Raw genomic sequence first — 23,484 nt, forward strand, 5'->3', positions numbered from 1 at the left:
AGCATTTAATCTAGCTCAATTGATAAGTTCATTTTAAATATTATTAATTTCTAAACCTTCTGTACCCCACTCATTCATGCCGCCTTCTACATTAACAGCATGAATATTTGAGTCCTCTAAATATTGAACGACTCTAGCACTTCTAGCACCTGCAGCACAAATAATATAATAAGTTTGATTTGAATCAAATTCATTTAAATGGTCAGGAATTTCATTCATTGGAATTGTTTTCGCACCGGGAATGATACCCATAGCTGTTTCATCATTATTTCGTACGTCTACAATATTAATTGGATTTGAGTCCAATATTTTCTCTTTTAATTGATCTATTGTAATTGATTCCATTTTTTAAAACTCCTTTAAAATGATTTATTTAGCAACGATATTAACAAGTTTTTGCGGTACAGCAATTACTTTTTTAATCTCTTTACCTTCAATACTCATTTTAACATTTTCATTTGCTAATGCTAAATCTTGCATTTCCTCTTTAGATAAATCTTTTGGTATTTCAATCTTAGCTCTTAATTTACCATTAACTTGAACAACGATTTCAACTTCATCATCAACTAATAATGATTCATTATAAGTTGGCCATGGTTGGTACGTAATGGTATCTGAATGACCTAATCTTTCCCATAATTCTTCGCCAATATGAGGGGCAATTGGTGCTAACATTGTTACAAAGCCTTCAATATATGGTTTATATATTTCATCCGCTTTATAGCAATCATTGATAAAGACCATCAATTGACTAATCGCTGTATTGAAGCCTAGTGTATCAAAATCTTCAGTTACCTTTTTAACAGTTTGGTTATAAGTTTTATCTAATGATTTATTATTAGAATCTACTATCTTATCTGATAATGAGCCATCTTCTTTTACAATTAATCGCCATACTCGATCTAAGAAACGACGTGAGCCATCAAGACCTTTATCACTCCATGCAATGGCAGCATCTAAAGGTCCCATAAACATTTCGTATAAACGAAGTGTATCAGCGCCATGTGAATTAACAATGTCATCTGGATTGATTACATTTCCTTTAGATTTACTCATTTTTTCATTTCCTTCACCTAAAATCATACCTTGATTGTATAATTTTTGGAAAGGTTCTTTAGTTGGGACTACACCTAAATCATAAAGCACTTTATGCCAGAAACGTGCATACAATAAGTGAAGTACAGCATGTTCGACACCGCCAATATATAAATCTACTGGTAACCAATGTTTTAATTTTTCTGGATCTGCAATCATTTTATCGTTATCAGGATCGATGTATCTTAGGTAATACCAACAACTACCTGCCCATTGCGGCATCGTATTTGTTTCACGACGACCTTTCATACCAGTCTTCTCATCTGTGACATTAACAAAATCATCAATGTTAGCAAGTGGTGACTCACCAGTACCTGATGGTTTAATTTCATCTGTTTCAGGTAGTAGTAAAGGTAATTCTGACTCAGGTACAGTTGACATTGATCCATCTTCCCAATGAATAATTGGAATTGGTTCTCCCCAATAACGTTGTCTACTGAACAACCAATCACGTAATTTATAATTAACTTTTTTCTCACCAGCTTGATTCGCTTCTAATAACTCAATCGCTTTTGTAATGGCTTCTTCATTATATAAACCATTTAATTCGCCTGAATTCACATGTGGACCGTTACCAGTATATGCTTCTTTTTGTACGTCTCCACCTTCAATGACTTCAATTATAGGAAGATCAAACTTTTCTGCAAACTCATGATCACGTTCATCGTGTCCTGGTACTGCCATAACTGCTCCAGTACCATAAGTTGAAAGCACATAATCAGCAATCCATATTGGAAGTTGCTCACCTGAAACAGGATTGATTGCATAAGCACCTGTGAAGACACCTGTCTTACCTTTAGCTAAATCTGTTCGTTCCAAGTCAGATTTTTTTGATGCTTCAGTTTGATAAGCTTTTACTTCTTCTAATTTTTCATCACTTGTAATTTGATTTACCAATGCATGTTCTGGGCTTAATACTAAGAATGATGTACCAAAAATCGTATCAGGTCTTGTTGTGAAGACTTCTACTTTTTCATCATAATCTTTGATATTAAAAGAAACTCTAGCCCCTTCTGATCGACCAATCCAATTACGTTGCATATCTTTAATAGATTCAGGCCAATCTAATTCCTCTAAATCTTCGAGTAAACGATCTGCATATTCAGTAATTTTAAGTACCCATTGTTTCATTGGCTTTCTATATACTGGATGACCACCACGTTCTGAAACGCCGTCAACAACTTCTTCATTTGATAATACTGTACCTAATGCTGGGCACCAGTTGACTGCTACTTCATCTACATATGCTAATCCTTTATTATAGAGTTGAATAAAAATCCATTGTGTCCATTTATAATAGTTAGGATCTGTTGTATTTACTTCTCTATCCCAATCATAACTAAACCCTAATTCTTGAATTTGACGTTTGAATGTTTGAATATTTTTTTGAGTAAATTCACGAGGATCGTTCCCAGTATCTAAAGCATATTGCTCTGCAGGTAAACCAAATGCATCCCATCCCATTGGATGTAGCACATTGTAACCTTGCATACGTTTATATCGTGAAATGATATCTGTCGCAGTATAACCTTCTGGATGACCTACATGTAGACCCGCACCTGAAGGATATGGAAACATATCTAATGCGTAAAATTTCTTTTGACCTAAATTATCTTGTGTCTTAAATGTTTTGTTGTCTTCCCAATACTTTTGCCACTTTTTCTCGATTTCGTTATGATTGTAATTCAATACGTTTCCTCCTATTCAATAAAAAGACACCCCTCACTAGTGATTAAGGGACGACCATAGCCGCGTTACCACCCTTTTTCGCATTTTCTGCGCACTTCATTCAATAGTAAGAGATGTCATCATTAAATTCGTTATATGTTTGATAATGTTATTTATAGTCCTTAACACTAGTTCTCACCATACTAGTTCTCTGTAGAAAAGCGTCTAATAACACGTTATTACAAATTAATAGTATTTGATTATGCGTATGATTGCAAGAGGTTAATAACAATTTTTCATTATTCTAATTTGTTTGATGGTTTAAATATTTTTTAGCCGCCTTACTTTTCGCAAAAAGGCTTAAAATGATAATAGCTACGCCTAATAATATAATCATGGTTAAAAACATCATTCGCATATTAAATAAATCTACAAGTAAACCTCCAAACAATGGGCCTAAAGCTTTCCCAACAGTTGATGCTGAATTAACAATACCTTGATATTGCCCAACTTTTCCTTTAGGCGCTAACTGATTTGCTATGGTAGGTACTGCTGGCCAAACAAACATTTCACCAAATGTTAATATCACCATACCGATAACAAACATTGAAAATTGATGTGCAAAACTAGTTACTAAAAACGAGCTCATAAATATTAAAATTCCTACAAATATTTGCTTTTTCAAGTCACCTTTTAAAAGTATAATAACAGGTCTGATTAAAGGTTGCGCTACTAAAATCATAATACCATTAATGGTCCATAATACACTGTATTGAGACATTGATATATGAATAGATTGTGTAAATGAAGCAATTGTTGTTTCCCACTGTATATAGCCAATCCAACAAATAGCGAATACGACACAAACTAATAATAAAGAGATAAATCTACTGATATTCTCTTGATTATTTAAATCGATATTATCTTGTCTTTTAACTTTAGCATTAATTTCTAAATTAAATTGTGAGATAGCTACTATGGCGAAAAGTACATACATAACTAGATTAGCTATAAATATATAATTAAAACTTAATTCTGCAACAAACCCACCTAATGCCGCACCTAATGCAACGCCAATATTTTGTGCTAAATAGATAGCATTAAACGTTTGTCTTCCTCCATTCGGCCATACTGCTCCAGCCATTGCATAAATAGCGGGGATGATCATACCCCCACCAAATCCTAGTAATACAAGCCAAACAGCATACCAAGGCCAACCGTGAAATATATTTAATAATGTGGTACTAATTAAACAAGTAAATGTTCCGATAAGTATGGTTTTATAACCACCAAGTTTATCGAATAATACACCGCCAAGTAAATTGCCTACAACCATACCTAAAGAATTAATTAATAAAACAATACCAGCAATTGTTAAACTCTTATTAAGTTCTTCTTTCATGTAAATCGTATTTAATGGCCACAAAAAGCTGGCGCCCGTAATATTTAAAGCCATACCTATTACAAGCCACCACACTGATTTTGGTATATTCATTTCTTGAGGTCTCCTCTTTATATTTTTCTCAATCTATAATAGACACTATAACATTAAAGTATGTTAAAATCTTTATTTAGATACAAAACAGAAAGGAAAATGTCTTATGGGTAATTTCTTCCCGTATGCTTTTGAAGATAAAAGATATCACACTTGGAATTATCATTTAAAAAATAAATTCGGTCGTAAAATATTTAAAGTTGCTTTAGATGGTGGTTTCGACTGTCCAAATAGAGATGGTACTGTAGCTCATGGTGGTTGTACGTTCTGTTCAGCTGCTGGCAGTGGTGATTTTGCAGGGAATCGTGCTGATCCTATTGAAGTACAGTTCCAACAGATTAAAGAAAGAATGCATGAAAAATGGAGTGAAGGTCAATATATTGCTTACTTTCAAGCCTTTACAAATACACATGCACCTGTAGAAGTACTAAAAGAAAAATATGAACCCGTCTTGAAAGAAGAGGGTGTTGTAGGTTTATCAATAGCTACACGTCCTGATTGCTTACCTGACGATGTCGTTGAATATTTAGCAGAATTAAATCAAAGAACATATCTATGGGTAGAACTCGGATTACAAACTGTGCATCAAACTACTTCGGATTTAATTAATCGTGCACATGATATGCAAACATATTATGAAGGTGTCGCTAAATTACGTAAACATAATATTAACGTTTGCACACATATCATTAATGGATTACCAGGTGAAGATTATAATATGATGATGGAAACTGCACGCGAAGTTGCACAAATGGATGTCCAAGGTATTAAAATTCATTTATTACATCTATTGAAGGGTACGCCAATGGTGAAACAATATGAAAAAGGCATGTTAGAGTTCATGTCACAAGAGGATTATACTAATCTCGTATGTGATCAACTTGAAATTCTTCCACCTGAAATGATAATTCATCGTATTACAGGCGACGGTCCAATTGATTTGATGGTTGGTCCTATGTGGAGTGTTAATAAATGGGAAGTACTAAATGAGATAGATAACGAATTAGCACGTCGTGATTCATATCAAGGTAAAAAGTTTGAGCATAAGGTGAAATCATGAAACTTGAACGTATACTCCCCTTTTCAAAGAGTTTAATTCAAAGTCATATTACTGTTTCTAGTATCGTAATCGACGCCACATGTGGTAATGGAAACGATACTTTATACTTAGCACAACATGTACCTAATGGTTTTGTATATGGTTTTGATATTCAACAATTGGCTATCGACAATACTAAAATGAAAGTATCTACCTATTCAAATGTAAAACTGATTAAAGATGGTCATGAAAATGTAAAACAATATATTAGTGAGGATCATATTGGCAAAGTTGATGCTGCTATATTTAATCTCGGTTATTTACCTAAAGGCGATAAATCTATCGTGACTACACCTCAAACTACCATTAGCGCAATCCAAAATATTTTTGATATATTGAATGAAGAAGGTATCATTATATTAGTAATTTATCATGGTCATGACGAAGGTAAAATTGAACGAGATGCATTAATGGATTATTTAACGCAATTAGATCAAAATCAGGCACATGTACTACAATATCAGTTTATTAATCAAAAAAATAATGCACCATTCATTTGTGCTATCGAAAAAAGAGATTAGATTTATTAATACCAAAAAGAAGGGACCAATTAAGGCCCCTTCTTTTTTGATATTAAACAGCTAAAATTGATTTTAAGCTTGTCTGCATAGGTTCTGATTTAGATGTAATTGTTTCACCAATAAAATCTAGTAAACCAGCTTTTTGTTTTGCTAATTTTTCATTAAAATGAATAATTACCGTACGTTCATCATCTTGCGGACGCTCTTTGTATATCCACTCTAAATTAACTAAATTATTGTAAGTTCTTGTTCGTTTATACGGCTTAATTTCAACAAACTCGTCCATCTCTTTTAAAGTCATTGAACCTTTTTCCCATAGGTTTAATAAAATTAAAATTTCTTCTTTAGACATATCATATTCTTTTTGGATTGTTTCAAAAATAGAATTAACATCGGCTAACAACTTGTCTAACTGTAAAATACCATAAACTCTTTCATTTTCATTTTGATTCATAGTTAACATCTCCCAAATAACAAGTTAAATTTATCATTTTCTAAAATAACCGACTCCCAAATTTCTACCATCGGTTAATTGAAAAATTGTCAATATTGCTTGTCCATATTAACAGAACATTTGATAAATGAAATGCTTAGTTAAGACTTGTGTATTTTACTATAAATGTGACATATAAAAATATAATTTTACAAAATGGTTCAATCTCAATACACAAAGCCTTATTACATATTAAAATTATATTTTTAATCCAAACAAAATATATCAATATTACATTAAAATTGCAACTATAAATTAAAAAAGTTTTTACGTATTTATCTCCACTAACCTTATAAAAAAGTTTTATCGTTTTATACTACATTTTCACAAGAAAACCAGGCTGTTTAAACAACCTGGTTCAAATCAAATATCTTCTATTTCATCTTCTTCAACAATAAATCCCATAGTATTCACGCTATTATTAAGAAACGTTAATACATAACGCATCACTTGATCTCGCTCTGGTTCGTTATGTATCTCATGATATAAACCATTCCATACTTTATAATATAACTCATTCGTTACTAATTTATCTTTAAACGTTTCAGTCGCATTGATTTCTGAAATGATATCTTCACTACCTGTCATAATTAAAGTTGGTAACGGCTTAATATCCTTGATATGCTCCATTGTCTCTTTCATCATTTCATTAATAAGGTTATACCAATGATATGTCACTTTCTTCAACATTAATCCATCATTTACTGTATCTTCAATTACTTCTTCATTACGTGTTAGGTCTTGAGCAGTGATACCAATTTTAAAGCGAGCATCTTTAGATACTTTACCAACATTAGAAAGTAATTTATTCTTTCTATCTTTACCAGATTGTTTAAATTCTAATAGTGGTGAAATAAGCATTAAACCTTCTACAGGTAATTCTACTCGCTCTAATAAGTTAATTAAAATTAAACCACCTAAACCTACACCTAGTACAAACGTTGGAATCTTATACTCGTTAGCAATTTTAATCCATTCTAATATATTCTCATGATATTCATTAAAATCTTCAATTTGACCTTTATTAGCTCTAGAAGTTTGGCCCTGTCCAGGTAAATCACCCATAATGACATGATAACCATTTCTTCTTAACATCGTAATAACATATGCATAACGACCAGTATGTTCTAATATATTATGAGCAATGACAACAACGCCTTTTGCGTCATTTTCAGTTTCCCACTTCCACATTCTTAAATTGCCCCTTTTTCAATAATCTTCAATAGCATAATTATAGCAAAACAATACAATTAATTGCCATTTTAATCTATTAACTTAAACGCTTAGTATTTTCCTATCTTCAATCGTGTAATTTTACTAAAAACATTATTAAATTCTTTATGTAAACGCTTTCTTGAAAATATGTTTCATGATACACTATTTTAAAAGTACCAATGATATTTGGTTATGGAGGTATGTACGATGGGAGTTTTCAAAAATGTATTTATAGCTTTGTCTAATAATAGTTATTTAAATAATGCTGCAAAACAAGTGGGTCCAAGACTTGGAGCCAACAAAGTAGTAGCCGGTAACACAATTCCACAATTGATAGAAACAATTGAATATTTAAACGAAAACAAAATTTCAGTTACCGTAGATAACTTAGGGGAATTTGTGACGACAGAGCAAGAAAGTCAACAAGCTAAACAAGAAATACTAGAAATTATGGAAGCCATAAACCAATACCAAGTTGATGCGCATATGTCAGTTAAATTAAGTTTATTAGGTAGTGAGTTTGACTTAGAACTTGCATATCAAAATTTGAGAGAGATTTTACTTAAAGCTAATGAATATGGCAATATGCATATCAATATAGATACCGAAAAGTATGATAGCTTACAACAAATTATTGAAGTGTTAGATCGATTAAAGGGAGAATTCAAGAATGTGGGAACAGTGATTCAAGCATATCTATATGATGCTGAAAAACTGATTGATAAATACCCTGAATTACGTTTAAGACTCGTTAAAGGTGCATATAAAGAGGATGCCTCTATTGCGTACCAAACTAAAGAAGAGATTGACGCAAATTATATTAAAATAATTGAAAAAAGACTATTAAATGCACGTAATTTTACTTCAATTGCAACGCATGATCATAATATTATTAACCATGTGAAACAATTCATGAAAGAAAATCATATCGAAAAAGACCAAATGGAGTTCCAAATGCTATATGGTTTCCGTTCAGAATTAGCGCAATCTATTGCTAATGAGGGCTATCATTTCACAGTATATGTTCCTTATGGAGATGACTGGTTTGCATACTTTATGAGAAGATTAGCAGAACGCCCACAAAATTTATCTTTAGCAGTAAAAGAATTTGCCACACCAGAAACATTGAAAAAAGTCGGTATTTTCTCAGCTATTGGTATAAGTGTTGTTTCTCTTGTAGGGTTATCTACGAAGTACTTACGTAAATAAATTTAGCATCAAAAACTGCCCACAAAATATTAATTTTGTGGGCAGTCTATCAGTTTAGAACATAAATATATTTCAAGTTATATTCATATTTAGGCAGTAGTTGACTGTAAAGTCATTCTATTTCTTTAGAAATTAGTATTTCTTATGCATGAGTTTCACTCTTGTATTCCTATTTTAAAGTACACATTAGCTGTAGCTAATGCGTAAGAACCACTACATAATAAATGATTAGTGGTTCTTTATTATTTCTGTCCCACTTCCTTTATTTAAAATTGTTTCATTAAATTAGCCATTTCAATGGCACTTACTGCTGCTTCAGAACCTTTATTACCTGCTTTAGTTCCTGCACGTTCAACTGCTTGCTCGATACTTTCCGTAGTTAAGATACCGAAGATAACAGGAACATCTGTAGATTCATTAGCTTTGGATACGCCTTTTGCAACTTCATTACATACATAATCATAATGAGATGTAGCCCCTCTTATGACACATCCTAAAGTAACTACTGCATCATATTTACCTGTTTGAGCTAACTTTCTAGCTACCATAGGAATTTCAAAAGCACCAGGTACATAAGCAACATCAATATTGTTTTCGTCAACATCGTGACGAATAAAAGTATCCTTAGCACCCTCTAACAAACGTCCAGTAATAAAATCATTAAATCTACTAACTACAATAGCAACTTTTAAATCTTTACCAACTAATTTTCCTTCAAAATTCATTTTATTATCCTCCTAAATTAAATGTCCCATTTTTTCTTTTTTGGTTGTCATATAGTCATGATTATATTGTGTTTCAGGTACAATCACTTCTATACGTTGTTGGATATTAATACCATATTCTTTTAATCCTTCAAATTTCTTCGGATTATTACTTAATAAGTTAACCTTTTCAATAGCAAAATATTTAAGAATTTGTGCAGCGATATTATAATCTCGTAAATCTTCATCGAATCCTAACGCTAAATTTGCTGTAACGGTATCATAACCTTTTTCAATTAATTCATAGGCACGTAATTTATTCATGAGTCCTATGCCACGCCCTTCTTGAGGTAAATAGATAATCATTCCACGGTGTTGTTCTATATAATTCATCGAAGCTTCTAATTGAGCACCACAATCACATCGTTGGCTATGGAAAATATCACCCGTAAGGCATGCAGAATGGATTCGTACATTTTCATGTGATCTAATATCACCTTTAGTTATAACGACGATTTCTTCTTCACTATAATCAGTTGTAAAACCATACATATCAAATGTACCAAAGTCTGTTGGCATTTTTACTTTTGCATTGAGTTTTACATGTGATTCGTTAACTTGACGATATTCTATTAAACTTTCAATCGTAATCATAACTAATTGATGTTTATCTTTGAATGCTTGGAGATCTTCACCTTTAGCCATAGACCCATCATCATTCATAATTTCACAAATCACACCTGCTGGTTTAGCACCTGTTAATTTAGCAAGATCTATTGCCGCTTCGGTATGACCATTTCTTTCTAACACACCATTATCTTTAGCAATTAAAGGAAATAAATGGCCTGGTCGGTTAAAATCTGAAGCTTTCGCATGTTCATCAATCAGTGCTCTAGCAGTTAGTGTTCTCTCGTTCGCACTGATACCGGTTGTTGTATTCTTATGATCGATACTTACAGTAAAATTAGTGCCAAACACATCTGAGTTATTTGATTCCATTGGATGGAGATCTAGTTGTTCACTAATGCTTGAACTGATAGGTGTACAAATTAACCCACGACCTTTTTTAGCCATGAAATTAATCGTATCGTCTTTCATCCATTCAGTTATTGCTATTAGGTCTCCTTCATTTTCTCTATCTTCATCATCAACTACAATAATACTTTCACCTTGTTTTAAAGCATCTAAGGCTAATTCAATACTGTCGAATTTCATGTTTATTGCCTCCCCTAAAAACCAAATGCTTTTAGTTTTTCTTCTGTTAAACTTGATTGATTTTGATTTAAGATATTTTCAACATATTTGAATAACACATCTGATTCTAGATGTACGTTATCGCCCACTTTTTTACTTGATAAGATTGTGGAACGTCTTGTTTCAGGAATCAAATGAATATCAAAAGCATCCGAATGAAGATCGAAAATCGTCAAACTTGTACCATCTACCGTTATCGATCCTTGCTTAACCATTTGATTAAGTAGTGTTTTGGATGCTTTTATTTGGATAATCATTGAATTGGCAGATTCATTAATTTTAGATATTGTTCCTAAATCATCAACATGACCTAACACAAAATGACCGCCAAACCTGCCGTTACCACTCATTGCTCTTTCTAAATTAACTTTCGTATGGCGTTGTACATCTGAGAGGTAGGTTTTATTTTCTGTGCCTTTAATGACTTGCACTGAAAATGTTTGGTCATCGAAATCAATGACAGTTAAACACGCACCATTTACACTAATTGAATCACCAATATGCATATCTTCTAATATTTTTTCAGCAGTAATTACTAATGTTCGAACTGAATTTTGATTACGAACTTCTTGCACCGTTCCTATTTCTTCAATGATGCCTGTAAACATTTGCAATCACTTCTTTCTCAAAACTAATTTAATATTTTGTTGAATTAACGTGGAATTAACAATTTCAAATTGAGTTGTATCTGGTAAAGACACTATCTGGTCAGTTTGGAAAAATTGATACTTACCAGAACCACCTATTATTTTCGGGGCAAAATAAAGTACAAGGTGATCTAAGTGATCAGATTGGAGAAATTCTGAAGTAATTTCGGGACCTGCTTCGACTAACAGTTTCCCGATACCTTTTTGATATAAATCTTTCAAAATAGATTTAATATCGCATTGTTCCATATAAATAATAGTTACATTACTATTGTCTACTTTTAAATTTTTATTTTCTGTATAAATCCAAATAGGAGATGCATAATCATGGAATAGTTGTTGATTAAAGTCTAATTTACCACTCTTACTAAGTATGACTCGAATTGGATGTTTCCCATCAGCTATCCTTGTCGTGTATAATGGATCGTCAGCTTCTACTGTTTTACGTCCAGTCAATACTGCATCGTGACTATGACGTAATTGATAGACGTCTTTTTTTACTTCTTTATTAGTAATCCACTTACTCTCGCCATCATCGGTAGCTTGTTTGCCATCTAAACTAGCTGAAACTTTAACCGTTAATTCGGGAATACCATTTCTTTTTGCAGTGAAGAAATCTTGATAAAGTTGCGCTGCAACGGCATTATATTGAAATTCAACTTCGATGCCTGCATTTTTCAAAATGTCATCGCCTTTTGAAATAAGGGTAGTATCTTTAACAGCATAGATGACTTTGTGAATACCAGCTTCAATGATTTTATCTACACATGGTGGTGTTGAACCATGGTGTGTACATGGTTCTAATGATACATAAATGGTAGCACCATTGGCTTCTGATTGTGCCATGTCTAAAGCTTGAACTTCAGCATGTTTATCACCTTTTCGTAAGTGTGCACCAATACCAACTATTCTTCCGTCTTTGACAACAACTGAACCCACTGGAGGATTAACACCTGTTTGTCCATCAACCATTTGTGCAAGTTGTATAGCATAATTCATAAATTTACTCAAAATATCACCTCTAAAATTAAAAAGCCTTACACCAATGAAATTGTATATTTCAAGGCATAAGGCGAATCATATATCTTCAAATAAGCATATTTATATCTAAAAATATAAACATACTTATTAATACACATACTTATACAAATATATGTTAATGTCGATAAACGTCATTCTTTCTCCCATCCAGACTTTAACTGTCGGCTCTAGAATTTCACTAGATCAGCCACTAACAAATGTTAGCAGGTCGCAGGCTCATATCACTGCCGGTTGGGAATTCCACCCTGCCCCGAAAGAATTTTATATGAAATTGTTAAAGGTTAATTGAGTATTGTAGTCTAATTTACTACAATTCAAATCATACTACACCTTTTTCAAAAATACAATTACTATACATTGTACTTAATTAAAGTAATACTTTTAAATTAAATCATCGGATTTTGTTTATCTTTTAAATAAAATATAGATTTAAAATACGCCTAGATATAATTACTTAACGCTTTTAGCTTTCTTCTTTGATATTTTCAAAGTCTTGTTGCGTGTCATATAATCTATCCACCGCATTAGCCACTTGGTTAACAATCATTTTAACACCGTTTCTAAGTTTATTGACGCCATTTGTCATTTGTCCAATCGCTATCACATTAGTTAAAGTACCAAACCTCGGACTAATAACTTGGTTCGTTTCAGGAATAATTTGTATACCGCCTAAAGGATGTGATTGTACAATTTGCCTATTTTCTAAATTAAGAATTAATTGGTCATCTTCATCTAACTCAGATAAATGATTTTTAGATCCAGTTGCATTAATGACTACATTAAAATCTTCAATGTCATTCTCATTTTCATATTGTAAATGGAATAATCCGTCCTCATGATAAACATTTTTTAAATTTTTACGGATAATCAATGCCTCTTGTTCTAATAATTCAATAAGTAATTTCGCAGTTCTAGGAGGCATTGGATTAGAATTAAGTTGAATTATTTTAGTATATTTCTTTTGGAATTGTTGTTGATCTTCAAAGCTAAAGCTATTCCATATCCAATTTAAATTTTCCTTTAAATATTCAATTATACTTTGGAATATTCCCATTTCCATTTCATGTTCTAAATCAAATTTTAAATCATTAATATGATTACCAGTTCTTCTATTGATAAGTTTTTCAAAATCTATACCGTAGTCGCTACATTCTTTTAAAAATAAATCTACTGCAACATCTAAAGGTACATTCCCATAATTTTGTGCCTGTAAATCATTAAATTTTTGTTTTGTTAAATGTGTAAATTCTATATCTACCATTTGACCTCTTACACTTGGTAAATTGGCTGATCGACTTGTCATTAAAATAGGTAATCTAGGGTGATGTGCAGTCACATATCGAATGACATCTAGACTAGCGAGACCAGTTCCAAGAATGGCAATTCTATCATCTTCATTTACATCATCTAATGAATTGTATGTAGGATAAGGTGTCGGTTTAAACCCTTTTATACCTTTTAAATGATATGGATCGTGATAGGCAAATGTACCAAATGTTAAGAATAAGTAATCGTATTCTCGCCATTCTTTCATATCATCTGAGGTACATACATAATATTTTAAATTCGTTTCATCCACTTTCGATGTTGTAAAAATCTCGTGTACTTTATGATTGATAATAGTAATATTTTCATATTGCTCATCGAATTTGGATAAGTATGATTTCATATAATGTCCAAATACAAAACGTGGTAAGTAAGTAGGATTATCGAAATCAAATACTTGTTGATGTTGATACCATTTCCAAAACTCTTCATCATCATCTAAATTTAAGCTCATCTTTTTAGATGGCATATTAATGAGTAATTCACTACTATCATTTTGAAATGGAACACCCTGTCCCATATTATTGCGGTCATCATACACATCTACTTTTAATTTTTCAAAATGGTCGTGTTTGACTAGTTGACGTAAAACACTCACACCTGCTGTGCCCATTCCTATTATAGCTACTCGCATGATTAAATCATCCTCTTTCTACAATCTATTTCCGTGATGAACTTTATAAGTGTAGTCATTTTTAAGTTCGCTCATTATCAAAAATTATATTTTCATATTTACTCATATATATCCTAATCTTGAACAATTTAATCCTTTAAAATTTGTGATAAAATCTTTCTTTGAGGTGATGAAATGAAATTAGTTTCGAAAATCATAGCACTCACTATTATAATGTTTTTATGGATAACACGTCATAATAAAGCTGAATAATAATAATGATGAATACAAAAATGCCTGCAACCGTTATTACCGTTGCAGGCATTTTTTAACATTAATTATTTCTTCAAATGGTCTTTATCATCTTTATAAACATATAATTTGAAGTATTTACCTTCCGTTTTCATATCTTTATAAAAATCCGCGATGATAGTGGCATTACTTTCAGCCCATTTAATGTCAGTTGCATATTGATGTTCACCAGAATTCTTAGGATTCCATCTCATACTGTATAGTGTATCTTGATCTTCATGTTTTAAGAAATGATTATGAATGAAATCAGCACCACCATAAATGGCTTTTTGAGGTGTGTCCCAACCATGTTTTTTAGCATATTCAGCACCTGTCTTAACAGGATCTTTGTCTAATGCACCTACACCATAAAAGTTGTAGTATTTCTTACCATCAATTTCTACACCTTTAGATAATTCACTCTTAGCAGCGCCAGTTTCTAATAACGCATGTGAAATTAAATACACTTCGTTAACATGTTTATCTTTCGCTGCTTTTGTAAAGTCATCCGTATGTTTCAGTAAAGTTGGTCGATCAACTAACATACGTTTAATTCTTTTTTCATCAATACCTTGATATTTAGATAAATCTAAAAATTGATATTTTTGTACGTCACTATCGATAAATTGACTACTATCCATAGCTGATTTTATTTCAGTTGATGATGCATCTCTCCACGCATCATTGTTTTTATTCGATACTTGTTGACTCGTATAGTTATCTATTTGTTTCTTTGCAGCTTTATCTAAAGTTACATCTAATTTCTCAATTTTCTGTTCTTCTTTTACATGTTTAAAGAAAATTTGGTCTGAAACCATTGAGAAAAAGATAATAGCACCAACTACAAAGATAATCAGCAATCCTAAAATTGCAACAATAGATCCCTTTTTGTGCTTCGTCATATTCACACCTCTTAGGTCAATGTTGTTATACTTTTGAATTGTATTACGATAATAAAGTTTAACATTATTAATTCTGATTCACAATTTAATATATACTTTGTTACAAATTCATAAATAAAAAGTAATAAAAATGAAACTTTTGAGATGAAAAAGATTTAGACAACAATATAGACACTATCTAAATAAAATGTTGCACGCATAAAAACATGCAATCTACATATGATAGTGTCAATACCATTTCTAAGTCTAAATTATTACTTTTATTTATTATGTTTTTTATATTCCATCATGATGAAACTAACAGCTTGTGATCTATTTTTATAAAAATATTGATTTAAATCAATTGTACCTTCAATTTCACCATCTCTATATTTCATTTCATTAGTAAAATTATTAATCATCACAAAATCTGAGCGATCTTTAATTCGATCTAAATCATCATTGCGTGCGAAAAAATGTTCTAAATTTAAGTGTGCGTAGTCCATACGTACCTCCTATCAAACTTTGCTCTATTTAAACAATAAGACAATGTAAATGTAAAAATTAAATACCTAGTTATTTTCTATGTTTACTATTTAACACCTATTTTTACAATTAAGCAAATGAAATTTTTTATTACATATTTTAAATTCATTTTATCCGGAAAAACACTTTATGTACATAAATAGGAGAAAACTTTGGAATTCAATAAAATTTATCAAGAGTACAACAAAATCATACATTATTTGTTAAAAAGATATCAAATCACTTATAATTATGACGAGTTTTATCAATTACTGTTAATCCAATTATGGCACTTAACTCATCATTATCAACCCTCACAATCTAGCAAACTATCCTCTTACCTATTTATTAGGTTAAACTATTACCTTATCGATATATTTCGCAAAGAAAACAAAAAAATACCTACTATCAATATCGATACACCTATCCACTCAAAAAATGAGCCCATACAGTTTTTAGATGAGGATGCATTACTTTTGCAAGACATTTATTATCTATTAAATAATCAAGAAAAACAATGGTTAGATTTAAAATTACTAGGATATAAACAATACGAAATCGCAAATATGATGCATCTTTCTATATCAACCATTAAGAAAATCAAAAAGATAACTCAATCCAAAATCATGCAGCATTTACAATACAACCTGGAAAAGGAATGACAACATGAATCAAATTACAACATCTCAATTATTATATATTCAAACAGGAATAGGTCCGAAAAGTGTTACGCAATGTCATTATCAACAATATGATATTTCACTTCCTATTACAATTAATCATACATTAATATTTCTATTAGAATTACATCAAAAATCATTACCGCTTCAAAAGAAACTCGCTAAACGATTACTTCAAATTAATAAAAAGATACCGCTTTTCATTAATGAGACGCTCATCTTATTCCCTCTTAAACATCATCGAGCTCCCATTCAAATTTACGTGAATGCATACTATATTATAGGAATACAATCACAAAGCGATGCAACACTCATACAGTTTTCTAATTCTAAATCTCTATTAGTAGACGAACCTTATACTTTTATATTAAAAAAATGGCAAGAAAGCTTACTTCTTTGCCATTTGATTACACATTCGTATTCTGCTTATTAAATTTATATTCTAATAGCTTTTTAGTAAAAAATGCAGTTACTTTCTTAATTAAGAACAGAGAAACGATCATCAATAGAATAGCCCCTACGATAATTAAAGTCACTGTCATTGTTGATAGAGTTACTTGTGGGTTAATAAAATAATTAACAGCTGTGAGACTTGTGATTAATCCAAATAGAAAGCCACCTAGTAATATCACATATGTAAAAACGATTCCCATCAATAATAATACAAGACTGAATGAACTAATCATTTTTTGTTGAAAGACATGTGTTCTTAAAAATTGATTTGAAAATTTGACAGGTTTATTTAAAACATCCGTGTCATGTTCATTCAATTGGTTCAATTCTTGATTAAGTTGATCTTTTTCTGTTTTATTTAAGAACCATAATTGCTTTTTTACTCTAGCACTAAATGTATTTTTATCCATAGCTAGAATTGCACCTCTACTCTAATTGGTTATTTATATATCATAGATGACTTTGAACCATCAATCAATTCAAAATTAAATTTATTAATAAGAAAAGCCAATCCATCGTACATTGTTATCTTAAAATAAAATTTGAAAACATGTACGGGCGATTGGCTACTTCAATATCTTATACTTCAGCTTCGATATCACTTTAATGATTGCTTATAAAATAGATAATCCTGAACTTTGAATATCTTTAGCAAAACCTTTAACAGTATCAATAGATAGTTCTTCTACATCTCTACCTAAATTATTATTGACCTTCTTAACAACATCCGCAGGACATGTAATGATATCTGCACCAATTTCATCAGCTTGAATTACATTAAATAATTCACGGCAACTAGCCCATAATAATTTAACGCCTTTTTTACTATGTGTAATTTCGACGGCTTCTTTCATTAATGGTAATGGATCTACACCAGTGTCGGCGATACGACCAGCGAATACAGATACATATGTTGGTACACCTTCTGTTACAGCTTCAGTAATTTCTTTAACTTGTTCAATCGTATAAACAGCAGTAACATTTAGTCTTACTTGTTTAGCTGATAAAGCTTTAATTAATGGAATGGTAGAAGTACCATCCGTTGTAACAATAGGAATTTTAACAAATACATTGTCACCATATTGTTTTAAGATTTCAGCTTCTTTTTCCATTGTTTCTAAATCATCTGCGAATACTTCAAATGAAATTGAAGCATCAGGAATTTCTCTCACTGCTTCTTCAGCAAATGCTTTATAATCTGTTACACCAGCTTTTGCCATTAAACTTGGATTAGTCGTAAATCCATCTACTTGTTTATTTTTGTATGCAGCTTTCATTTCTTCGATATCTGCACCATCAGCAAATACCTCTACATTTAATTGTCTCATTACGAATTCCTCCTTAACCGATAACATTGCTTAAACATCAATGGTCACATTATTTAAGTATGTAAGCTTGATTATTTAACTTAACATCATTAATGATTTATAAATAATTTATAACATGCTTTTGAAATGTAAGCGAATTATTTGCCTATATCATAGGATTTCATATTTCACCATATTTTTTATATTAATTTATACTATTCTCATATCCTAAAAAATGGTAGTATATTGTAATGATAACCATCTAGGAGGATGCGCATGTCAAAATCTAAAATTTACTTTTATATTACATTACTACTATTAGCGATAAGCTTTTTCTTTAATACAAACAACCCATTTCTGAATAGTGTTTTAGGTTCATTCGTTAAATTGGTCATCGCATGTAGTGTGATCAATGTCATTATTTTGATTGCTTCTGTGATATTTGCAGATAAATCTATCAAACACGCGCGTGAAAAACAAGATTGGATAAGAATTGGTAGTAAGTTATTGCCTATTCTTATTTTCATTGTGATTATCATTCATATTTTATCTTCATTACATACATATGGTTTCCTTTTTTAAAGTATTTATGTAATGTGGACGTATACAAATCAACCTTTTCCATGAGAATTGGTTGATTTAGTTTTATATATGAAATCCAATCATTCTAGATATAGAATTATATATTTTGTGACTGACCAAATTGAAGGGATTAAAAAAATGCAATATTTATTTATTTTTATTGGTGGCGCCTTTGGTGCATTAATGAGATATCTGTTTTCTTTCTTTAATCATGGACATGACATACCTATAGGCACATTAAGTGTCAATTTAATAGGTGGCTTTTTTATGGGTTTTTTGTCGGCTTTAACTATTAAGTTATTTAACAATAATCCTTTATTAAAAAAAGCTGTCACTACTGGATTCATGGGAGCATTGACTACTTTTTCTACATTTCAATTCGAACTCGTTCAAATGTTTAATCAGCAACAATGGGCGTTATTAATCTTTTATGATTTGATTAGTTACATCCTATGTATCCTTTTATGTTTATTAGGCAAGAAATTAGGTGAGCAGATATGATAATGACAATGGTATTAGTTATGCTGGGCGGCGGTATTGGTGCGATGAGTCGTGCGTTGATATCAAATTACTTCAATCACTTTAATACCAGATTACCTGTTGGCACTTTGATAGTTAATATTGTTGGATGTATGTTAATTGGTGCCATATCAGGCTTATCACTTCACATCAAATGGATGAATCCATTCTTCATCACAGGTATTTTAGGCGGGTTAACAACATTTTCAACCTTATCTAATGAACTTGTAGGCATGGTATCACCTCAATTTAAGCCTATACCTTTTATTATTTATACGCTCTTGCAATTTGTTGGTGCCTTTGCAAGTTGCTATTTTGCATATCATTTATTTCAATAACTAATGATATTCATTAAAACCACGTCCCCTGTTCGATTGAGGACGTGGTTTTGTCATATTATTTCCCATTAAATTCTGAAGGGTCTGGCCCAATTCTTTTATTTTGATTTAGGTCATCTAATTTTTTCATTTGGTCATCATTTAATTCAAAATCTAATATATTTAGATTTTCGTCAATACGGTGAGGTGTTACTGATTTAGGAATTGTGACTACTTGATGTTGATAGTTCCATCTAATAATCACTTGTGCTGGCGTTTGCCCAACTTCTTGTGCTACTTGATTAACTACTTCATCATCTAATATTTGCGCGTTCATTAATGGTGACCAAGATTCCATCACAATATTTTGAACATCTAAATATTGTCTCAACTCTTTTTGAGTTAAGTATGGATGGAACTCAACTTGGTTAATTACAGGCTTAATAGATACTTGAGCTAGTAACGCTTCAAAATGATCTACATTAAAGTTACTCACTCCAATATTTTTAACACGCTCTTGTTTATATAAATCTTCCATACCTTGCCATGTATCTATCATTAGGGCTTCATTCATACCCGGCCAATGCATTAAATACAAATCTAGATAATCTAAATCTAACCTTTTCAAACTATTTTCGTAGGCTTGTTCAACATTTTCTCTACCATAATCTTCTAACCATAATTTTGAGGTAATAAATAAATCCTCACGTTTTAAGCCTGCAGATTCAAGCCCTTCTTTAATACCTTGTCCTACCTTTTCTTCATTACCATATACCTTTGCTGTATCGATACTTCTATATCCATTTTCAATTGCGTATTTAACAGCTTTTGTACAATCATCATTATTTTCAACTCTAAATGTACCTAGACCAACTTTCGGCATCGTATGACCATTATAAAATTTAATATTATCCATACATTCCCACTCCTTAAATACAATTTCAATATTCTATACCCTATGAAAGTAGATAAAACTCAGATTAAACATAAGTCATATAAATTTCAATATCTGTGCTCAAAACTAAAAAAGCTAGTAGAGATAAAATCCCTACTAGCTTCGTTGATATTTAATTAAATGATTCGATTTGTTCCATGATTTGTTGTAAATCATCGACATTATATTGAATACGTCCATGGAATACAAATTTGTTAAAGAATTCATCTAGTTGTTCAGGTCCAACTAATACTTTGACATTACTATTTTGAGCATAATTAGAAATAGTAACATCCCCTTCATTTTTAGGGTTAAAGTAAAGAATAGATGTTGGTGTATACTTAGTATTTAATTTACTTTGTAAGTCACCAGCTACATTCTGTATTTGTTGAATCTCATCTGAATAGTTTATAAATGATAATGATTTTTCGTCACTATTTTGATCAAGTACTAATGTTTGAGGCGTTCCTTTATCTAATTCCAACGTATTAAATACTTGTTCCATTGTTGGTAGCTCAGAAAATTGAGCGCCACTAATACCATTATATACATGACCTTTTAATAATTGAGAATCAATAATATATAATCCAGTACGTGTAAGAACGAGATGACTAATTCTTTCAATCTTATTTAATTCATTTGTCGGTAAGAAAATATTAGCCATGATATGCATATCTTCAGGACGAATACGTTTTTCATTGACTAAACGCTCACGAATACCAATTAATCGCATATCAGTTACATATTCACTATGGTTTTTAGAAAATAGCTTTAATGCATCAATTTCTCTTTCTTTACTATTTACTGTAGCTTCATAATCTTCTTTTTGTTTCGTAACTGTCTTTTTATTCTCAATACGTTCTTTTTCCAAAGCTTCTTCATGAGATGCCTTTATACTTTGTTCTTTTTGTTGGTATTCTTCTTCTGTTTGTTGCTTAATCTTTTTCTTACTATTTAATGCAATTAAAAATAGTACAAAAAAGATAATTGCAATAACTACTGCAACAATTAACCCTATACCAATAGGTGAAGATAAACTCATCACATCAACGCTCCTTTTATATGATCAATACAATTAATTATAAAACATAATCAAGACATTTTCGACATCTTGTCGCAATTTATCTTATTATATTTCAAACATCTCACATGCTATTTTGTTTAAGCCTTGTTAATCGTATCTTTTAAAACGTTGACTTTATCCAATTTTTCCCATGGTAATAATATGTCAGTACGTCCAAAATGACCGTATGCAGCAGTTTGTTTATAAATAGGTTGTTTTAAATCTAACATTTTAATGATACCAGCTGGTCTTAAATCAAAGTTTGCTCTAACTGCTTCTACTAATTCAGACTCAGACACTTTACCTGTCCCGAACGTATCAATAGCTATAGATACTGGTTCAGCTACACCAATAGCATAAGCAAGTTGTACTTCACATTGTTCAGCTAATTCTGCAGCAACAATATTCTTCGCTACATATCTTGCAGCATAAGCAGCAGAACGGTCTACTTTAGTTGGATCCTTACCACTGAAGCAACCACCACCATGGCGTGCATAACCTCCGTACGTATCTACAATAATCTTACGTCCTGTTAATCCAGCATCCCCTTGTGGTCCACCGATTACAAAACGTCCTGTAGGATTAATATAGAATTTCGTCTTATCATCCATTAATGATTCTGGAACAGTTGGATAAATGACATGTTTTTTAATATCGTTTTGAATTTCTTCTAACGATTTATCTTCAGCGTGTTGTGTTGATACAACAATAGTATCAATGTGTTTAGGTTTATCATTTTCATCATATTCTACAGTGACTTGAACCTTACCATCTGGACGTAAATAATCTATAATGTCATCTTTACGTACATCTGATAGACGTTTCGCTAATTGATGAGATAAGAAAATAGGTAACGGCATATAAGTATCTGTTTCGTTTGTAGCATAACCAAACATTAATCCTTGGTCACCTGCACCAGTTGCTTCAATTTCTTCTTCAGAAATATCATCACGGTATTCTAATGCTGTATCAACACCTTGAGCGATATCTGGTGATTGTTCATCAATTGCAGTTAAAACCGCCATTGTTTGTGAATCATAACCATATTTGGCACGTGTATAACCAATATCTTTAATTGTCTCTCTTACTACTTTTGGAATGTCAACATATGTCGTTGTTGAAATTTCACCTGAAATTAATGCCATTCCGGTTGTCACTGTTGTCTCACAAGCGACACGTGCATTAGGGTCGTCTTTAAGAATTTCGTCTAAGATTGCATCAGATACCTGATCAGCAATTTTATCTGGATGTCCTTCAGTTACTGATTCTGAAGTAAATAATCGTTTATTGTTAGTCATGTTTTGCTCCTTTTAAAATATATTACGATAATTCTCTTTTATATGAGCTAAATAAAAGAGCCTTCTACTACTACCTAGATAGAGTGAAGGCTCTTATACGTCCATTCGCTCTTATCGTTCAGACATTATGTGTCTGCAAACGGTTTGGCACCTTTCTTTTTATATGTAAAAAGAGGTTGCTGGGTTTCATTGGGTCCATGTCCCTCCACCACTCAGGATAAGAGAATCCGTTAAAATTAATACTACCTAATAAG

At 31.5% G+C, this 23,484-nt stretch carries 25 protein-coding genes and 2 riboswitches; of the genes, 8 read left to right on the forward strand and 17 right to left on the reverse strand.

Going from position 1 to position 23,484, the window contains the following annotated elements:
- Nucleotides 1–33: 33 nt before the first annotated feature.
- The 3 genes from AC2D8K_RS08455 to AC2D8K_RS08465 all read right to left on the reverse strand — a co-directional run bounded on the left by AC2D8K_RS08455 (nucleotide 34) and on the right by AC2D8K_RS08465 (nucleotide 4,258).
- The gene (locus AC2D8K_RS08455; RefSeq protein WP_002452153.1) at nucleotides 34–345 is read right to left on the reverse strand and encodes a rhodanese-like domain-containing protein; all 312 of its coding nucleotides are present in this window, start codon (nucleotides 343–345) and stop codon (nucleotides 34–36) included.
- Between the two features lie 24 nt (nucleotides 346–369).
- Nucleotides 370–2,784 (reverse strand): leucine--tRNA ligase, encoded by a 2,415-nt coding sequence (leuS, locus tag AC2D8K_RS08460; RefSeq protein WP_002452152.1) that lies wholly within the window; start codon nucleotides 2,782–2,784, stop codon nucleotides 370–372.
- 283 nt (nucleotides 2,785–3,067) lie between these two features.
- Complete coding sequence (locus AC2D8K_RS08465) at nucleotides 3,068–4,258, reverse strand: MDR family MFS transporter (RefSeq protein ID WP_049425515.1); 1,191 nt, start codon at nucleotides 4,256–4,258, stop codon at nucleotides 3,068–3,070.
- A 106-nt stretch (nucleotides 4,259–4,364) separates the two neighbouring features.
- On the opposite strand from AC2D8K_RS08465, the gene mnmL reads away from it, so the two are divergent.
- Together mnmL and mnmM are read left to right on the forward strand one after the other, a co-directional pair.
- Entirely contained in the window at nucleotides 4,365–5,318 is a 954-nt protein-coding gene (mnmL, locus tag AC2D8K_RS08470) for a tRNA modification radical SAM protein MnmL/YtqA (RefSeq protein WP_002452150.1), read from the forward strand.
- Nucleotides 5,315–5,878, forward strand: coding sequence for a tRNA 5-(aminomethyl)-2-thiouridylate-methyltransferase MnmM (gene mnmM, locus AC2D8K_RS08475; protein WP_002452149.1), 564 nt, complete (start codon nucleotides 5,315–5,317; stop codon nucleotides 5,876–5,878). Before mnmL ends, mnmM begins: the two co-directional genes overlap by 4 nt.
- 52 nt (nucleotides 5,879–5,930) lie before the next feature.
- Here the strand turns inward: mnmM and AC2D8K_RS08480 are convergent, their stop codons facing one another.
- Both AC2D8K_RS08480 and AC2D8K_RS08485 read right to left on the reverse strand, forming a co-directional pair.
- Nucleotides 5,931–6,332: a transcriptional regulator, SarA/Rot family gene (locus tag AC2D8K_RS08480; protein WP_002452148.1), complete on the reverse strand. Its 402-nt coding sequence runs from the start codon at nucleotides 6,330–6,332 to the stop codon at nucleotides 5,931–5,933.
- Between the two features lie 402 nt (nucleotides 6,333–6,734).
- Nucleotides 6,735–7,562, reverse strand: coding sequence for an alpha/beta fold hydrolase (locus tag AC2D8K_RS08485; protein ID WP_002452147.1), 828 nt, complete (start codon nucleotides 7,560–7,562; stop codon nucleotides 6,735–6,737).
- Between the two features lie 231 nt (nucleotides 7,563–7,793).
- Between AC2D8K_RS08485 and AC2D8K_RS08490 the strand changes: the two genes are divergently transcribed.
- Entirely contained in the window at nucleotides 7,794–8,795 is a 1,002-nt protein-coding gene (locus AC2D8K_RS08490) for a proline dehydrogenase family protein (protein WP_002452146.1), read from the forward strand.
- 266 nt (nucleotides 8,796–9,061) lie between these two features.
- On the opposite strand, the gene ribH is transcribed toward AC2D8K_RS08490, so the two are convergent.
- The 7 genes from ribH to AC2D8K_RS08525 all read right to left on the reverse strand — a co-directional run bounded on the left by ribH (nucleotide 9,062) and on the right by AC2D8K_RS08525 (nucleotide 16,058).
- Nucleotides 9,062–9,520, reverse strand: coding sequence for a 6,7-dimethyl-8-ribityllumazine synthase (gene ribH, locus AC2D8K_RS08495; RefSeq protein WP_002452145.1), 459 nt, complete (start codon nucleotides 9,518–9,520; stop codon nucleotides 9,062–9,064).
- A gap of 12 nt (nucleotides 9,521–9,532) precedes the next feature.
- The gene (gene ribB, locus AC2D8K_RS08500; RefSeq protein ID WP_002452144.1) at nucleotides 9,533–10,714 is read right to left on the reverse strand and encodes a 3,4-dihydroxy-2-butanone-4-phosphate synthase; all 1,182 of its coding nucleotides are present in this window, start codon (nucleotides 10,712–10,714) and stop codon (nucleotides 9,533–9,535) included.
- A 14-nt stretch (nucleotides 10,715–10,728) separates the two neighbouring features.
- Complete coding sequence (gene ribE / locus AC2D8K_RS08505) at nucleotides 10,729–11,361, reverse strand: riboflavin synthase (RefSeq protein WP_002452143.1); 633 nt, start codon at nucleotides 11,359–11,361, stop codon at nucleotides 10,729–10,731.
- A gap of 6 nt (nucleotides 11,362–11,367) precedes the next feature.
- Nucleotides 11,368–12,411 (reverse strand): bifunctional diaminohydroxyphosphoribosylaminopyrimidine deaminase/5-amino-6-(5-phosphoribosylamino)uracil reductase RibD, encoded by a 1,044-nt coding sequence (gene ribD / locus AC2D8K_RS08510; protein ID WP_002452142.1) that lies wholly within the window; start codon nucleotides 12,409–12,411, stop codon nucleotides 11,368–11,370.
- 161 nt (nucleotides 12,412–12,572) lie between these two features.
- A riboswitch (FMN riboswitch) is annotated at nucleotides 12,573–12,703 on the reverse strand.
- A gap of 201 nt (nucleotides 12,704–12,904) precedes the next feature.
- Nucleotides 12,905–14,401 carry an FAD/NAD(P)-binding protein gene (locus AC2D8K_RS08515; protein WP_243590396.1) on the reverse strand — a complete coding sequence of 499 codons (1,497 nt, stop codon included), beginning with the start codon at nucleotides 14,399–14,401 and terminating at the stop codon, nucleotides 12,905–12,907.
- Nucleotides 14,402–14,718: 317 nt separating this feature from the next.
- Complete coding sequence (gene sagB / locus AC2D8K_RS08520; RefSeq protein ID WP_002452140.1) at nucleotides 14,719–15,573, reverse strand: peptidoglycan release complex glucosaminidase SagB; 855 nt, start codon at nucleotides 15,571–15,573, stop codon at nucleotides 14,719–14,721.
- Nucleotides 15,574–15,833: 260 nt separating this feature from the next.
- The gene (locus AC2D8K_RS08525) at nucleotides 15,834–16,058 is read right to left on the reverse strand and encodes a hypothetical protein (protein ID WP_002452139.1); all 225 of its coding nucleotides are present in this window, start codon (nucleotides 16,056–16,058) and stop codon (nucleotides 15,834–15,836) included.
- A 192-nt stretch (nucleotides 16,059–16,250) separates the two neighbouring features.
- Here AC2D8K_RS08525 and AC2D8K_RS08530 point away from each other — a divergent pair, with 192 nt between their 5' ends.
- Together AC2D8K_RS08530 and AC2D8K_RS08535 are read left to right on the forward strand one after the other, a co-directional pair.
- Nucleotides 16,251–16,739: a sigma-70 family RNA polymerase sigma factor gene (locus tag AC2D8K_RS08530; protein ID WP_002452138.1), complete on the forward strand. Its 489-nt coding sequence runs from the start codon at nucleotides 16,251–16,253 to the stop codon at nucleotides 16,737–16,739.
- 4 nt (nucleotides 16,740–16,743) lie between these two features.
- Nucleotides 16,744–17,190, forward strand: coding sequence for a competence protein ComK (locus AC2D8K_RS08535; RefSeq protein WP_002452137.1), 447 nt, complete (start codon nucleotides 16,744–16,746; stop codon nucleotides 17,188–17,190).
- Here the strand turns inward: AC2D8K_RS08535 and AC2D8K_RS08540 are convergent.
- Both AC2D8K_RS08540 and AC2D8K_RS08545 read right to left on the reverse strand, forming a co-directional pair.
- Complete coding sequence (locus tag AC2D8K_RS08540; RefSeq protein ID WP_002452136.1) at nucleotides 17,165–17,620, reverse strand: hypothetical protein; 456 nt, start codon at nucleotides 17,618–17,620, stop codon at nucleotides 17,165–17,167. The genes AC2D8K_RS08535 and AC2D8K_RS08540 overlap by 26 nt on opposite strands.
- A gap of 204 nt (nucleotides 17,621–17,824) precedes the next feature.
- Entirely contained in the window at nucleotides 17,825–18,538 is a 714-nt protein-coding gene (locus AC2D8K_RS08545; protein ID WP_002452135.1) for a transaldolase, read from the reverse strand.
- A gap of 255 nt (nucleotides 18,539–18,793) precedes the next feature.
- Between AC2D8K_RS08545 and AC2D8K_RS08550 the strand changes: the two genes are divergently transcribed.
- The 3 genes from AC2D8K_RS08550 (at nucleotide 18,794) to AC2D8K_RS08560 (ending at nucleotide 19,956) form a co-directional block, all read left to right on the forward strand.
- Complete coding sequence (locus tag AC2D8K_RS08550; RefSeq protein ID WP_002452134.1) at nucleotides 18,794–19,099, forward strand: hypothetical protein; 306 nt, start codon at nucleotides 18,794–18,796, stop codon at nucleotides 19,097–19,099.
- A 138-nt stretch (nucleotides 19,100–19,237) separates the two neighbouring features.
- Nucleotides 19,238–19,600 carry a fluoride efflux transporter CrcB gene (gene crcB / locus AC2D8K_RS08555; RefSeq protein WP_037552583.1) on the forward strand — a complete coding sequence of 121 codons (363 nt, stop codon included), beginning with the start codon at nucleotides 19,238–19,240 and terminating at the stop codon, nucleotides 19,598–19,600.
- Entirely contained in the window at nucleotides 19,600–19,956 is a 357-nt protein-coding gene (locus AC2D8K_RS08560; protein ID WP_232133553.1) for a fluoride efflux transporter FluC, read from the forward strand. Before crcB ends, AC2D8K_RS08560 begins: the two co-directional genes overlap by 1 nt.
- A 58-nt stretch (nucleotides 19,957–20,014) precedes the next feature.
- On the opposite strand, the gene AC2D8K_RS08565 is transcribed toward AC2D8K_RS08560, so the two are convergent.
- From AC2D8K_RS08565 to metK, 3 genes are all read right to left on the reverse strand, one after another.
- Nucleotides 20,015–20,851, reverse strand: coding sequence for an aldo/keto reductase (locus AC2D8K_RS08565; protein WP_002452131.1), 837 nt, complete (start codon nucleotides 20,849–20,851; stop codon nucleotides 20,015–20,017).
- Nucleotides 20,852–21,002: 151 nt separating this feature from the next.
- A complete protein-coding gene (locus AC2D8K_RS08570; RefSeq protein ID WP_002452130.1) occupies nucleotides 21,003–21,911 on the reverse strand; it encodes an NERD domain-containing protein in 909 nt (302 codons plus the stop codon).
- A 119-nt stretch (nucleotides 21,912–22,030) separates the two neighbouring features.
- On the reverse strand, nucleotides 22,031–23,230 hold the full coding sequence (gene metK / locus AC2D8K_RS08575) for a methionine adenosyltransferase (protein ID WP_484698488.1): 1,200 nt from the start codon (nucleotides 23,228–23,230) through the stop codon (nucleotides 22,031–22,033).
- A 108-nt stretch (nucleotides 23,231–23,338) separates the two neighbouring features.
- Nucleotides 23,339–23,454: riboswitch (SAM riboswitch) on the reverse strand.
- Nucleotides 23,455–23,484 lie beyond the last annotated feature (30 nt).

The sequence above is a fragment of the Staphylococcus sp. 510 genome (assembly GCF_057219715.1).